Source organism: Micromonospora sp. NPDC049523, assembly GCF_040676775.1.
In the GTDB taxonomy this organism is placed as follows: Bacteria; Actinomycetota; Actinomycetes; order Mycobacteriales; family Micromonosporaceae; genus Micromonospora_G.
The window spans coordinates 141245-154916 of the sequence record NZ_JBFAPP010000012.1 but is presented as its reverse complement, the minus strand read 5'-3'; the positions used below and the strand labels follow the sequence as shown (position 1 = coordinate 154916).

The following is a 13672-nucleotide window of genomic DNA, read 5'->3' as shown; positions in this document are numbered from 1 at the left end:
GCCTCCGTCGCCTGTTCCGCCAGGGTCAGCGGCGCTTGGCCCCACTGGGCCGGCTACCGCCGCCGCCACCCGGTCGACCACCCCGGGCACCGGAGGACCGCTTACCGGCCGGACGGGCACCGACCTTCGGGGCGGCGCCGGCAAGCGCCGCCGCCTCCTCGTCGGTCGGGCCGGACGGGGCGGTGTCGTCGTCGACCGTTTCCTCGCCGGTACGGGCAGCCGGCCGGCGGGCACCGGAGGCGGGTCGTCCGCCGCCGGTGGAGCGCCGGGCCAGGACCCGCTTGGTGTGCGTCTGGATCCGCGGCTCGTAGTCCTTGAGCAGGGTCAGCACCGGGGTCGCGAAGAAGATCGAGGAGTAGACCGCGATACCCATACCGAGGAAGAGCACCAGGCCGAGGTCTTCCAGCGTGCCGGCGCCGAGCAGGCCGGCACCGATGAAGAGCAGACCACCGACCGGCAGCAGCGCCACCAGACCGGTGTTGATCGACCGCATCAGCGTCTGGTTGATGGCCAGGTTGGCCGCCTCGCTGTAGGTCTGGGTGCCGCTCGCGGTGATCCCGCGGGTGTTCTCCTGGACCTTGTCGAACACCACCACGACGTCGTAGAGCGCGAAGCCGAGGATGGTGAGGAAGCCGACGATGGTCGACGGCGTGACCTCGAAGCCGACCAGGGCGTAGATGCCGGCGGTCAGCACCAGGTTCAGGAACAGCGACGAGACGGCGGCCACCGCCATCCGCCACTCGAACCGCAGGATCAGGTAGATCATGACCAGTACGACGAAGACCACCAGACCGAGCAGCGCCCGTTCGGTGACCTGGTCGCCCCAGGCCGCGCTCACCTGGTTGATGCTGATCTGGTCCTCGGCGATGCCGAACTTCTGGGCCAGGTCGGCCTGCACCTCGTTGGACTGCTGGGTGTTCAGCTCGGTGGTACGCAGTTCGTAGAACGAACCGCCGACACCGTTGACCGTCTGGGTGGAGACGACGTGCGCCGCCTCGCCACCGTCGAGGTCACCCAGCGCCGCGTCGACCTGCTCCTCGGCGTGGGTGATCGTGCCGACGCTGGCCGGGACCTGGAAGGAGTTACCGCCGGAGAACTCGATGCCGAGCTTGAACCCGGGGATCGAGATGCCCAGGATCGCGATCAGCACCAGTCCGGCGGCGATGCCGAACCAGACCCGGCGACGTCCGATGATGTTGAGACCGGCCTCGCCCTGGTAGAGCCGGGTGGCCAGACCGCTACGGCGGCTCATGCCGCTACCTCGCTTTGCTCTGCGACGGCCGGGTGGGCCGGGGCGCTGCCCTGGATGACTGGCTCGCTCATGCTAGGCCTCCTTGGCGCGCGGGTTGCGCGGCTCGGTCGGCTCGGCCTCGGCCTTGTGCAGCACCCGTCCGAGTCCGCTGACCCGGGGCGACAGGAAGGCCCTGGTGTTGGCGAACATCGTCATGATCGGGTGCCGGAAGAGGAAGACGACGACCAGGTCGAGGATGGTGGCCAGGCCGAGCGCGAAGGCGAAGCCCTTCACCGTGCCGACCGAGACCACGTAGAGCACAACCGCGGCCAGGATCGAGATGGCGTTGGCCGAGATGATCGTCCGCCGGGCCCGGGCCCAGGCGCGGGGAACCGCGCTGCGCGGGCTGCGTCCCTCGCGGATCTCGTCCTTGAGTCGTTCGAAATAGATCACGAACGAGTCGGCCGCGACACCCAGGGAGACGATGAATCCGGCGATGCCGGCAAGCGTCAGCGTGAAGCCGATCTGCCGGCCGAGCACGATCAGCGCACCGAACACCAGCAGGGCGGAGAGCCCCAGGCTGAGGATGATGACCGTACCGAGCAGGCGGTAGTAGAAGAACGAGTAGATCGCGACGAGCAGCAGGCCGACACCGGCGGCCAGCAGACCGGCCTTGAGGTGGCTGGAGCCGAGCGTCGCGGAGACGCTCTCCTGCTCCTGCGGCTCGAACGTCACCGGCAGCGCACCGAAGCGGAGCTGGCCGGCGAGCGTGTTCGCGTCCTTGCTGGTGAAGTTACCGGTGATCTGCGAGTCGCCGGTCAGCACGCCCTGGATCTCGGGCGAGGAGACGATCGTGTTGTCGAGCACCACGGCGACCTTGCACTTGCCGTCCTGGCCGAGCGCGCTCTGGTCGCAGGCGCCGCCCTCGTTCTGGAACGCCTCGCGGGTCAGGTTCGTCCACTTCTTCTGCCCGTCGCCGGTGAAGTCGAGGCTGACCACCCACTGGCTGTTCTGGTCCAGCACGCCGCTGGCGTCGCTGACGTCGGTGCCCAGCACCTTGGCCACGTCGAGCAGGTTCTTGACCGGGCCCTCACAGGCCACGACCTGCTGGTCCACGGCGCTGATCGAGGCCGCCGGGCGCTGCTCGAGCAGTTCACAGCTGACCGTCGGTACGTTGAACTGCATCGCCGCGGGCAGCACGGCGACCTCACGGCCGGTCAGCGTGCCGAACGGCTTGAGCGTCTCGAGCAGGGTCGGGTCGGTGGTCAGGTCGGCCGGCGCCTGCAGCGCGCTCGCCGCCTGCCAGGCCGCCGCGCCAACCTTCTGCTGTACCGCGGCCCGCGCCTGCTCCACGCTCTGCGGCACCGGGGCGGCCGAGGCCGAGGCGCTCGGGGTCGGCGTCGCGGGTGCGCTGGTGGCACCGGCACTCGGCGTCGGGGCCGGCGCCATCCCACCCTGACCACCCGCGGACGGGGTGGTGCTCGGGGCACCCGCGGCGGGGGCGCTCGGGGTCGCACCGGCGGACGGGTTCGCCGCCGCACCGGACGGGGTCGGGGTCGCGCCGGCCGGCGGCGTCGGCTGGGCCGCCGCGCTGGGCGCCCCTCCGTCGGTCGCCTTGATCACCTTGCGGAACCGCAGCTCAGCGGCCTTGCCGACCTCGCTGAGGTCGCGGCTCTGACCGGGCAGCGAGATGACGATGTTGCGGTTGCCCTCGGTCACCACCTCGGCCTCGGAGACGCCCTGGGCGTTGACCCGGTTCTCGATGATCTGCCGGGCCTCCTCCAGGTTCTCGGCCGTGGGGGGCTGGTTGTTGAGGCTCGTCGCCTCGAGCGTCATCCGGGTGCCACCGACAAGGTCGAGACCCAGCTTCGGCTCCAACCGGTCGCGGAAGCTCCCGCTAGCACCGCCGGCGAAGAAGACTAAGAGGTAGAGGACGACAAAGATGCCCCCGAGTACGGCTAGCTGCCGCCCGGGGTGCATCTGTCCCTGAGGTGGTGCCACGGCTGTCCTGTCTCCCTGCACGGTTCGGCCGCTGGTGGTGGGCGGCGATGGGCGCGCCGGCATGCCCGGCGACATGCGTACCTCTCCGGCGTGGGGTCACGCCGGCACAGCTATTAACTATCTTCGATCAGTGACCCGCCCCGTACACCGGGGGGTGGGTCACTCCTTTGCTTCGACCTCGTCCGAGATCGTCTCAAGCTTAGGAGCCGAGTTGATCACCCGGGCCACTGCGGGCCGCGCGTACTTGTTGTGCACACCGGGGGCCACCTCGAGGGTGACTGTCTCGTCTTCGACCGAGGCGACGGTGCCGTGGAGGCCGCCAATCGTGACCACCTCGTCGCCGGGGCCGATCGAGGACTGCATCTGCTCAGCCTCGCGACGGCGCTTCTGCTGCGGCCGGATCATCATGAAATACATGACGCCGAAGAGCAGGACAATCATCAGGATCGGCGTGAAGCTGCCGGCTCCACCGCCGCTTGCTGCCGCTTCCAAAACCACGATATGACCTTCCCATTGGCCCCGTCGCAACGTGGTACGTCACGACGAAAGCGAAATCTCCTGTCTCTACAGACAGATCGCGGCGAAGTCTAGTCGGTGAGTCTGTGTACGCCGAATGCGGCACGGATCACAAACAGATCACGGCACTTACGGCTCGGCAGTGAACAGATCGGGCGCCGCACTCGGACCGGCACCAAATGTACCATTCGGTGGAGTACGCCCCAGATGGTGCCAGGCCGCCTCGGTGGCCACCCGCCCCCGCGGAGTCCTGGCCAGCAGCCCGGCCCGGACCAGGAACGGCTCGCACACCTCTTCCACCGTGTCCGGCTGCTCCCCCACGGCCACGGCCAGCGTGGAGAGGCCGACCGGCCCGCCACGGAACGAGTCGATCAAGGCGGTGAGCACCGCCCGGTCGAGCCGGTCGAGGCCGAGCGCGTCTACGTCGTACACCTTGAGGGCCGCTCGGGCGGTCTCCAGGGTGACCACACCCTCGGCCCGGACCTCGGCGAAGTCCCGCACCCGGCGCAGCAGCCGGTTGGCGATCCGGGGCGTGCCCCGCGACCGACCGGCGATCTCGACCGCGCCCTCCTCGGTGATCGGTACGCCGAGAATGCGCGCCGACCGGTGCAGCAGCGCCTCCAGATCAGCCGCGCTGTAGAAGTCGAGGTGCGCCACGAAACCGAACCGGTCACGCATCGGGCCGGTCAGCAGCCCCGACCGGGTGGTCGCGCCGACCAGGGTGAATGGCTCCACGTCGATCGGGATGGCGGTCGCGCCGGGGCCCTTCCCGACGATCACGTCGACCCGGAAGTCCTCCATCGCGCTGTAGAGCAGTTCCTCCGCCGGCTTGGCGATCCGGTGAATCTCGTCGATGAAAAAGACGTCACCCTCGGCGAGACTCGTCAGGATCGCGGCGAGGTCACCGGAGCGCTCGATCGCCGGCCCGCTGGTGACCCGGATCCCGGTGCCGAGTTCGGCGGCGACGATATTGGCCAGGGTGGTCTTGCCCAGCCCCGGAGGGCCGGAGAGCAGGATGTGGTCGGGCGGGCTGCCCCGACCCATGGCACCCTTCAGCAGCAGGTCGAGCTGATCGCGTACGCGGTGCTGGGCGATGAAGTCGGACAGCCGCTTCGGTCGGACGCTGACCTCGGCGTCCCGTTCGGCGTCGTCCGCGTACGCCGAGACCAGGCCGTCGGAGTCGGTCATCGGGTCTTACCGAGCAGCCGGATCGCCTGCTTCAGCAGCACCGGCACCGGCGGTGTCGGGCCGTCGATGCTCTCTGCCACCGTGGCCACCGCCTGGTCGGCCTGGGCGACGCTCCAGCCGAGCCCGACCAGCGCCTGCCGGATCTGGTCCGGCCACGCCCCGCCGACCACACCGCCCACGCCGTCCGCGCCGATCGCCACCGGCCCGATCTTGTCCCGCAATTCGAGCACCAGGCGCTCGGCGCCCTTCTTGCCGATCCCCGGCACCCGGACCAGGGTGGCGGTGTCGGAGTTGGCGATCGCCTTGCGGACCACGTCCGGCGAGTGCACCGCCAGCACCGCCTGGGCCAGCCGGGGACCGACCCCGCTGGCCGTCTGGAGCAGCTCGAAGAGGTGCTTCTCGTCGTCGTCGGCGAAGCCGTAGAGGGTCAGCGAGTCCTCCCGGACCACCAGCGTGGTGGCCAGCCGGGTCTCGACCCCGATCCGGAGCCCGGCCAGGGTGCCCGGCGCGCAGTGCACGGCCAGCCCCACCCCACCGACCTCGATCACCGCGGTGTCGCCCCCGAGTCCGGCCACCACGCCCCGCACACTCGCGATCATTGCGTTCCTCCACGTCGGGCGGCGCCCGCCCCTGGACGTCGCGGTGCGGTGGCCGCAGCGGTCCGCCGGGCGACCGCGTCGGCCGCGGCGGCCAGCCGGGCCCTGGTCCCGCCCCGCCACACATGACAGATGGCCAGCGCCAGCGCGTCCGCCGCGTCCGCCGGCTTCGGCGGCGCGGCCAGCCGGAGCAGCCGGGTGACCATCGCGGTGATCTGGTCCTTGTCGGCGCGACCGGACCCGGTCACCGCCGCCTTCACCTCGCTCGGCGTGTACGTCTGCACCGGCAGCCCGGCCCGCGCGCCGGCCAGTACGGCGATCGCGCTCGCCTGGGCGGTGCCCATGACGGTACGGGTGTTGGACTGGCTGAACACCCGCTCGACGGCGACGCTCTCCGGCTGGTGCTCGACGACCAGTTCGGTCAGCGCCCGGTCCAGGTGCAGCAGTCGCAGCGACAGGTCGGCGGCCGGATCGGTGCGGACCACGGTGTACGCGATCAGGGTGCACGGTCGGCCGGGGACACCCTCGACCACACCGACCCCGCACCGGGTCAGCCCCGGGTCGACGCCGAGCACCCGCACGCCGCCCCCTCCCCTAAGCACCGGCAGTACACGTGTTCGACACCCTACTGGCGGGGTCGAAACGGGGACACGGCGACACGCCCGCTGCATCGGGGCCACATAGGCTTCCCGGCGAGTATGTGTCCGTTGCCCATGTGCGCCTGCCCCTCAGGGTCGTAGCTTCTTGCGCCATGACGGCAGAAAGCGTGGCGGATCCCCACGTCGTACGGCTCGACCTGTCGGGGCGCAGCGCGCTGGTCACCGGTGGCGGGAGCGGCATCGGACGGGCCTGCGCGGTCCGGCTGGCGGCGGCCGGTGCCGAGGTGACCGTGGTCGACCGCAACGCCGAGTCGGCCAAGGCGGTGGCGGCCGAGATCGGCGGGCACGCGGTGGCCGCCGACCTGTCCGACCCGGCGGCGACCTCGGCACTGGACGCGGCCGTGGACATCGTGGTCAACAACGCCGGCCTGCAACATGTCGCTCCGATCGAGGACTTTCCGGCCGAGCGGTTCGCGTACATCCACCGGGTGATGGTGGAGGCGCCGTTCCTGATCGTCCAGCGCGCACTGCCCCGGATGTACGAGCGCGGCTGGGGTCGAGTGATCAACATCTCCTCCGTACACGGGCTGCGGGCGTCGCCGTACAAGTCGGCCTACGTGTCGGCGAAGCACGCGCTGGAGGGGCTATCCAAGGTGGTCGCGCTGGAGGGCGCCCCGCACGGGGTGACCGCCAACTGCATCAACCCGGCGTACGTGCGTACCCCGCTGGTCGAGGGGCAGATCGCCGCCCAGGCGGCCACCCACGGCATCCCGGAGAGCGAGGTGGTCGAGAAGATCATGCTGGCTCGGGCCGCGATCAAGCGCCTGATCGAGCCGGAGGAGGTCGCCGAGCTGATGGCGTACCTGTGCTCGCCCGCGGCGTCGTTCATCACCGGCGCCGCGATCGCGGTCGACGGGGGTTGGACAGCAAACTGAAGATCCCCACCCGCACAATGGGTCCCATGTCGTCGCCGATCGAGTTCCTGGAGCTGCTGGCCCGTGAGGCCGCGGCGGTGGAGTTCGAGGGGCCGCTGGTCGCCGCCCGTGCCGCCGGCCTGCCGGCCGAGCGGCTGGCCGAGTTGGAACAGGCCAAGGTGGTCGCGCTGCGGGTGCGTGCGCTGCTGGAGCGGCGACGCCAGCGCGAGGTCGAACTCTCCGGCCTGTACGACACCGCCAGCGACCTCGCCGGCCTGCGTGACCTGGACGCGGTGCTGCACGCGATCGTGCACCGGGCCCGGCACCTGCTCGGCACCGACGTGGCGTACATGACGCTCAACGACGAGTCGCACGGCGACACGTACATGCGGGTGACCGACGGTTCCGTCTCGGCCCGCTTCCAGCGGCTGCGGCTGCCGATGGGGGCGGGACTCGGCGGCCTGGTCGCGCAGAGCGGCACCCCGTACGCGACCGCGAACTATCCCGAGGACGCCCGCTTCCACCACACCGGGGAGATCGACGCCGGGGTCGGCGAGGAGGGGCTGGTCGCGATCCTCGGCGTACCGCTGCGGCTCGGGCCGAGCGTGATCGGGGTGCTCTACGCCGCGAACCGGTCCGCCCGGCCGTTCGCCCGCGAGGAGGTGGCCCTGCTCGTCTCGCTGGCCGCGCACGCGGCCGTGGCGATCGACACCGCCCGGCTGCTCGCCGAGACCCAGGCCGCGCTCGCCGAACTCTCCTTCGCCAACGGCACCATCCAGACCCACAGCGCGTCGGTCGAGCGGGCCGCCGCCGCCCACGACCGGATGACCGCGCTGGTGTTGCGCGGCGGCGGGGTGGAGGACGTGGCGGCGGCGGTGACCGAGGTGCTCGGCGGGGCGCTGCTCGCGCTCGACGCCGAGGGCCGGCTGCTGGCCCGGGTCGGCACCATCGACGAACCGGAGCGGTCGGCGTTGGTCGAGGCCGTGGTCGCGTCCCGGACCGAGGGCCGCAGCGTCCGTCGGGGACCCCTCTGGTACGCCGCCGTGGTCGCCGGTACGGAGAACCTCGGCGCGTTGGTGCTGCATCCCGACGACGAACTGGTCAACGCCGACCAGCGGATCCTGGAGCGAGCGGCACTGGTGACCGCGCTGCTGCTGCTGTTCCGCCGGACGGTGGCCGAAGCCGAGGGACGCGTACGCGGTGAACTGCTCGACGACCTGATCGCCCGCCCGGTACGCGACGCGGAGGCGCTGCGCAGCCGGGCCCGGCGCCTCGGGGTGGAACTGGACGCGCCGCACGTGCTCGTGGCGGTCGGCGACGACGTGATCGCGGCGACCGGCTCGGCCCGGCAGCGGGTGGTGTCGTGGGCGACCACGTACGCCTCGACCCGGGGTGGGTTGGCCGCGGCCCGCGACGGCCGGGTGGTGCTGATGCTGCCCGGTCAGGACGCCGGTGGGGCGGCGCGGGCGGTGGTCCGGGACCTGTCCCGGGTGACCGGTCGGCCGGTGACCGCCGGCTCCAGCGGCCCGTCCACCGGGCCGGCGTCGCTGGGCACCGCGTTCCGTGAGGCCGACCGTTGCCTGACCGCGCTCTGGGCGCTCGGCCGGGCCGGCGAGGGGGCGAGCACCGCCGAACTCGGTTTCGTCGGGCTGCTGCTCGGTGCGGTTACCGAGGACGGCGACCGGGACGTGGCCCGGTTCCTGGCCGACACGGTGGGTCCGGTGGTCGACTACGACGCCCGGCGCGGTACGGCGCTGGTGAAGACGCTGGAGGCGTACTTCGGGGTGGGTGGCAGCCTGGCCCGGGCGGCCGAGCAGTTGCACGTCCACGTGAACACGGTGACCCAGCGGCTGGAGCGGGTCGGGCAGCTGCTCGGCCCGGACTGGCAGAAGCCGGAGCGGGCGCTGGAGGTCCAGCTCGCGCTCCGGCTGCACCGCCTCCGTACGCCCACCGCCTGACACCCGTACGCCGGGCGTCGGGCGTCAGGCGTCAGGCGGCGCCGATGCCGGTGAGCAGGGCGTCTACCACCCGCTCGGGCAGGTCGTCGTCGTCGATGCCGAGTTTCGGGTGCCAGCGCAGCAGCCGTTGCAGCAGCACCGGTGCGGTGAGCATGGCCAGGGTCAGCTCGATGTCGAGGTCGGGGCGGATTTCCCCGCGTTCGATGCCCCGCTGGAGCACGTCCCGCATCACCTGCCGGCGGGGTTCGAGCAGTTCCTGGTAGAGCCGGTGCATGTCGGAGTCGCGCTGGATGGTCGGCATCATGCACGGGAAGATCGACGCCGCGCGGGCGTCCGGGTTGCGGCCCACCTGGCTGAGCAGCGTGACCAGGTCCTCGCGGGCGTTCGCCTCGTTCGGCATCGTCGGTGGACCCTTGAGGGTCCGGAGCGTGTCGATGATCAGAGCATCCTTGCCGGACCAGCGACGGTAGATGGTCGCCTTGCCGACGCCCGCGCGGGCGGCGATCGCCTCGATGGAGAGCGCCTCGATGGTGCTGCCCTCGGCGAGCAGGTCCAGCGTGGCTTCGACGATCGCCTCGTCGACGCGGGTGCTCCGCGGTCGCCCGGGCGACCGCGGAGCATCAGCGGTGGTCGTCATGTCGGTCATTGTTTCCGACTTATGACGCGGGTGCCAGTTCCGGCGCGGGCGCCGCCTCCGGCTGCACGTGCGCGTGCGTCGCGTCGCGTCCCGGCATCCAGCGCAGCACCACCAGGATGCCGACGACCACGACGATGGCCGACAGCCCGGAGGCCCAGTGCATGGCCGAGACGAACGCGTCGTTGGCCGCGCCGATGACGCCCTGGCCGGCCGGACCCATCTGGGCGGCGGCGCCGTACGCACCGGAGATGGACTCGTTGACGGCGTCCCGGGCCGGACCGGGCAGCGCGGCGGTGGAGCCGGCGATCTGGTCCCGGTAGACCGCGGAGAGCACCGAGCCGAGCACCGCGACGCCGAGCGCGGCGCCGACCTGCCGGACGGTGTTGCTGACCGCCGAACCGACGCCGGCCTTCTCCCTCGGCAGCGCGGACATGACCGACTCGGTGGCCGGGGCGACGATGTGCGCCATGCCCATGCCCTGGAAGAAGAACGAGACCAGCAGGATCCAGATCGGCGTCTCCGCCCCGACGAAGATGAACACGGCGAGGGCGAGGGCGGTCAGGGTCAGGCCGAACGCGGAGACCGCCTTGGCGCCGTACCGCCGGACCATGGCCGCGCTGCGCGGGGCGAAGATCAGTTGCGCGGCGGCGAAGGGCAGGAACAGCAGGCCGGTGTGCAGCGGCGCGTAGCCCCGTACCAGTTGCAGGTAGAACGAGCTGAAGAACATCACGCCCATGGCGGCGAAGAAGGTCAGCCCGACCACCGCGACCGGCGCGGCGAAGCGCGGCAGCTTGAACAGCCGTACGTCCAGCGCCGGGAACTCGATCCGCCGCTCGTAGAAGACGAACGCGGCCAGTACGGCCAGACCACCGATGATCGCGGTCCAGACCAGTGGCCGGTCGAAGCCGTGCTCGCCGCCGTCGATGATGCCGTAGGTGAGGCCGACCAGCCCGATCACCGAGAGCAGTACGCCGATCACGTCGACCCGGTTCGGTCGTGGATCCCGCGACTCCGGCACCAGGATGAACGCGGCCACCAGGCCGACCAGCACCACCGGTACGTTGATCAGGAAGACCGAACCCCACCAGAAGTGCTCCAGCAGCAGTCCGCCCAGGATCGGGCCGATCGCCACGGCGAGGCCGACCGCGCCGGCCCAGATGCCGATCGCGCGGGCCCGTTCGCGGGGGTCGAACACGTTGGAGATGACCGACAGGGTCGCCGGCATGATCGCCGCCCCGCCGAGACCCATCAGGGCCCGCGCCCCGATCAGTTGGCCGGGGCTCTGGGCGTACGCGGAGAGCAGCGACGAGGCCCCGAACATGGCCAGGCCGAACAGCAGGAAGCGCTTGCGTCCGAGGCGGTCGCCGAGCACCCCGAAGGTGAACAGCAGGCCGGCGAAGACCAGCGTGTATGAGTTGATCGCCCATTCCAGCTCACCCTGGCTGGCACCGAGCCCGTGTACCGGGTCGGACAACGTGCGCAGGGCGACGTTGAGGATCGTGTTGTCCAGGACCACCACCAGCAGGCTGATCACCAGCACACCGAGGATCGCCCACCGCCGGGGGTGCCCGGTGTTCTCGAACGGTTGTGGGTTTTGCATCAAAACGCCCCTACCCCGATACTCCGCAGCGTAAAACGATACGGAACAGACTCGTAACGTAAAGAACGTAGTCCTCCTTCAGCGATACGGCACCGTATCGTTTCGAATTGTGATCGCCCTCACTTCGTACCGAGGTCGAGCCGTTCAGGTCAGGGCGGACAGGGCCCGGTCCACGTCCGCCGGGGTGGAGTAGAGGTAGAAGGAGGCACGGACCCGGCCGGCACGGACGGCGGCACGGATGCCGGCGGCGGCAAGCCGCTCGTCCGCACCGGGTACGTCGACCGTCACGAACGCGCTGTTGCCGGGCGGCTGCCCCAGGCCGGCGAGGAACCGGTTGGCCAGGGCCACGTTGTGGTCCCGGATCGCCGGCAGCCCGATCTCGGCGACGAGTTCCAGCGCGGGCGCCGCCCCGACGTAGCTGAACCAGGCCGGGGAGAGGTCGAACCGGCGGGCGTCGGCGGCCAGCCGCAGCGGCGGCCCGTAGTAGGACCCGTGCGGGTCCTCGCCCGCGTACCAGCCGGCGGCGAGCGGGGTGAGCCGGTCCCGCAGCGCCGGGGCGAGGTAACCGAACGCGGCACCCCTGGGTGCCATCAACCACTTGTACGCGCCCACCGCCACCGCGTCGGCCAGTCCCGCGTCGAACGGCAGCCAACCGCAGCCCTGGGTCGCGTCGACCACCACCAGCGCGCCGTGCGTACGGGCCGCCGCCACCACCGACTCGTACTCGGCGACCGCCCCGGTGGCGGACTGCACCAGGCTGAACGCGACCAGGTCGACGGACGCGTCGATCGACTCGACCAGCCGCGCCGCCGGCACGGTGCGCACCCGTACGCCCCGGTCGGTGTGCACCAGCCAGGGGAAGAGGTTCGAGGTGAACTCCTCCTCCGGCGCCAGTACGGTGGCGCCGGCCGGCAGTGCGGCGGCGATCGGGGCGAGCAGTTGGGAGACCCCGGCGCCCACGCAGACGTCGGCGACCGGCACCCCGACCAACCCGGCGAACGCGGCCCGGGACCGGCCGGCCGCCGCGCCCCACCCCTCCCACGAGGTGGCTCCGACCTGCCACTCGCCCAGTGCCCGCTGCAACGCGTCCCACGCGGGGCGGGGCGGCAGCCCGTAGCTTGCGGTGTTGAGCCATCCCGGCTCGGGATTCCACAGTTCCTGTGCCCGTACGAGATCCATGGCCGCAGGGTAGGTCGCGGCGCCGACCAGCCGGTGTGCCCTGCGTCACCAGCCGGTCAGCGGATGTTGGCGGTGTGGCCCAGGGAGTAGCGGCCGGGTTGGGGCCAGATGGTCAGGCCGTGCGGGCCGGAGCCGACCGGGATCCGGGCCAGCAGCCGCCCGTCCGCGGTGCTCATCGCGTACACCTCGTCGTGGTAGCGGCCGGAGAGCCAGAGCACCCGCCCGTCGGCCGAGAGCCCACCCATGTCCGGGCTGCCCCCGTCGGGGATCCGCCAGAGTCCGGCCGTGGTGAGCGTGGCCAGGTCGATCAGGCTCACGGTGCCGTCGTCCCGGTTGGTCACGTACGCGAGGGTGCCGTCCCGGCTGAAGTAGATGCCGTGCGCGCCCTTGCCGGTGGGGATGAAACCGGTCCGCTGGGTGGCCGCCCCGTCGAAGACGTACACGCCGGCCGCCATCATGTCCGCGACCAGGAAGTGTCGCCCGTCCGGGGTGAGCCGGGTGTCCTGCGGCATCCCGTCGGCCACCACGTCCAGGTCGAACTGGCGCACCTTGGCGTGGGTGACCGCGTCGACCACCAGCATCCGGTTGCCGAATTCGCAGCTCACCAGCATGGTCCGGCCGTCGACCGAGTAGTCCATGTGGTTGATCCCCGGGCACTCGGGGAAGGTGACCGAACTGGTCCGCCGCCAGGTCGTGACGTCGTAGAAGTCGAGTCGCTGGTAGAACTCGGCCACCACGATCCCCTGCTTGCCGTCCGGGGTGAAGTACAGGTTGTAGACGTCCTGCACGTCGATCAGCTCGCCCGGCTTGCCGGTACGCGGGTCGATCGGCACCAGCCCACCGGACGGGACCTTGCTGGACGCGACGTAGAGCGTACGCAGGTCGTAGGACGGGACCACGTGCTGCGGTTCCGGGCCGCCGGGGAACTTGTCCACCACCTTGTACGTGTCCGGGTCGATCACCCACACGTCGTCGCTGCCGGTGTTCGGCACGTACACCAGGGGCTTGTCGCCGCGTACCGCCTCGATGAGCTGGTCCGCTCCGGCGGCGGCGTACACGTTGGTGGTGGAGGTGTAGGGCGGCATGCCGGCGATCAGCTCCAGTGCCGGCGTGGCCTGCGGCTCGGCCTGCTGGCCGGGGGCGCCCGACGCCGGGCCGGACGGTCGCGGCGCCTGCTCGGTGCAGGCGGTGAGTGCGATCAGCAGGGTCAGCACGGACCCGGCGAGGATTTTCTGCCCTCTGGTCACAGCCCG

At 71.2% G+C, this 13672-nt stretch carries 12 protein-coding genes; 2 read left to right on the top strand and 10 right to left on the bottom strand.

Features of this window, described 5'->3' with window-relative positions:
* Window positions 1–25 precede the first annotated feature (25 nt).
* From secF to ruvC, 6 genes are all read right to left on the bottom strand, one after another.
* Window positions 26–1252: a protein translocase subunit SecF gene (gene secF / locus AB0J90_RS20485; RefSeq protein ID WP_363598043.1), complete on the bottom strand. Its 1227-nt coding sequence runs from the start codon at window positions 1250–1252 to the stop codon at window positions 26–28.
* Between the two features lie 72 nt (window positions 1253–1324).
* Window positions 1325–3232 carry a protein translocase subunit SecD gene (gene secD, locus AB0J90_RS20480; protein ID WP_363598041.1) on the bottom strand — a complete coding sequence of 636 codons (1908 nt, stop codon included), beginning with the start codon at window positions 3230–3232 and terminating at the stop codon, window positions 1325–1327.
* 159 nt (window positions 3233–3391) lie between these two features.
* Window positions 3392–3724 (bottom strand): preprotein translocase subunit YajC, encoded by a 333-nt coding sequence (yajC, locus tag AB0J90_RS20475; RefSeq protein WP_363598218.1) that lies wholly within the window; start codon window positions 3722–3724, stop codon window positions 3392–3394.
* 153 nt (window positions 3725–3877) lie between these two features.
* Window positions 3878–4936, bottom strand: coding sequence for a Holliday junction branch migration DNA helicase RuvB (ruvB, locus tag AB0J90_RS20470; RefSeq protein WP_363598039.1), 1059 nt, complete (start codon window positions 4934–4936; stop codon window positions 3878–3880).
* Window positions 4933–5535 carry a Holliday junction branch migration protein RuvA gene (ruvA, locus tag AB0J90_RS20465; protein WP_363598037.1) on the bottom strand — a complete coding sequence of 201 codons (603 nt, stop codon included), beginning with the start codon at window positions 5533–5535 and terminating at the stop codon, window positions 4933–4935. The genes ruvB and ruvA overlap by 4 nt, the downstream gene beginning before the upstream one ends.
* Window positions 5532–6113 (bottom strand): crossover junction endodeoxyribonuclease RuvC, encoded by a 582-nt coding sequence (gene ruvC, locus AB0J90_RS20460; protein ID WP_363598035.1) that lies wholly within the window; start codon window positions 6111–6113, stop codon window positions 5532–5534. Before ruvC ends, ruvA begins: the two co-directional genes overlap by 4 nt.
* Window positions 6114–6283: 170 nt before the next feature.
* Between ruvC and AB0J90_RS20455 the strand changes: the two genes are divergently transcribed.
* Together AB0J90_RS20455 and AB0J90_RS20450 are read left to right on the top strand one after the other, a co-directional pair.
* Window positions 6284–7066 (top strand): 3-hydroxybutyrate dehydrogenase, encoded by a 783-nt coding sequence (locus AB0J90_RS20455; RefSeq protein WP_363598033.1) that lies wholly within the window; start codon window positions 6284–6286, stop codon window positions 7064–7066.
* Between the two features lie 17 nt (window positions 7067–7083).
* Window positions 7084–9003, top strand: a complete 1920-nt coding sequence (locus AB0J90_RS20450) for a helix-turn-helix domain-containing protein (RefSeq protein ID WP_363598031.1) — start codon at window positions 7084–7086, stop codon at window positions 9001–9003.
* A gap of 31 nt (window positions 9004–9034) precedes the next feature.
* On the opposite strand, the gene AB0J90_RS20445 is transcribed toward AB0J90_RS20450, so the two are convergent.
* The 4 genes from AB0J90_RS20445 to AB0J90_RS20430 all read right to left on the bottom strand — a co-directional run bounded on the left by AB0J90_RS20445 (window position 9035) and on the right by AB0J90_RS20430 (window position 13666).
* Window positions 9035–9640 carry a TetR/AcrR family transcriptional regulator gene (locus tag AB0J90_RS20445; RefSeq protein WP_363598029.1) on the bottom strand — a complete coding sequence of 202 codons (606 nt, stop codon included), beginning with the start codon at window positions 9638–9640 and terminating at the stop codon, window positions 9035–9037.
* A gap of 19 nt (window positions 9641–9659) precedes the next feature.
* On the bottom strand, window positions 9660–11240 hold the full coding sequence (locus tag AB0J90_RS20440) for an MFS transporter (RefSeq protein ID WP_363598026.1): 1581 nt from the start codon (window positions 11238–11240) through the stop codon (window positions 9660–9662).
* A 144-nt stretch (window positions 11241–11384) separates the two neighbouring features.
* Window positions 11385–12419, bottom strand: a complete 1035-nt coding sequence (locus tag AB0J90_RS20435; RefSeq protein ID WP_363598024.1) for an aminotransferase class V-fold PLP-dependent enzyme — start codon at window positions 12417–12419, stop codon at window positions 11385–11387.
* Window positions 12420–12475: 56 nt separating this feature from the next.
* Window positions 12476–13666 carry a YncE family protein gene (locus AB0J90_RS20430; RefSeq protein ID WP_363598022.1) on the bottom strand — a complete coding sequence of 397 codons (1191 nt, stop codon included), beginning with the start codon at window positions 13664–13666 and terminating at the stop codon, window positions 12476–12478.
* Window positions 13667–13672: the final 6 nt, after the last annotated feature.

Coding starts and splice junctions, on each gene's coding strand:
- secF (WP_363598043.1), bottom strand. CDS start 1,252: ATGAGCCGCCGTAGCGGTCTGGCCACCCGGCTCTACCAGGGCGAGGCC.
- ruvB (WP_363598039.1), bottom strand. CDS start 4,936: ATGACCGACTCCGACGGCCTGGTCTCGGCGTACGCGGACGACGCCGAA.
- ruvA (WP_363598037.1), bottom strand. CDS start 5,535: ATGATCGCGAGTGTGCGGGGCGTGGTGGCCGGACTCGGGGGCGACACC.
- AB0J90_RS20455 (WP_363598033.1), top strand. CDS start 6,284: ATGACGGCAGAAAGCGTGGCGGATCCCCACGTCGTACGGCTCGACCTG.
- AB0J90_RS20450 (WP_363598031.1), top strand. CDS start 7,084: ATGGGTCCCATGTCGTCGCCGATCGAGTTCCTGGAGCTGCTGGCCCGT.
- AB0J90_RS20445 (WP_363598029.1), bottom strand. CDS start 9,640: ATGACGACCACCGCTGATGCTCCGCGGTCGCCCGGGCGACCGCGGAGC.
- AB0J90_RS20440 (WP_363598026.1), bottom strand. CDS start 11,240: ATGCAAAACCCACAACCGTTCGAGAACACCGGGCACCCCCGGCGGTGG.
- AB0J90_RS20435 (WP_363598024.1), bottom strand. CDS start 12,419: ATGGATCTCGTACGGGCACAGGAACTGTGGAATCCCGAGCCGGGATGG.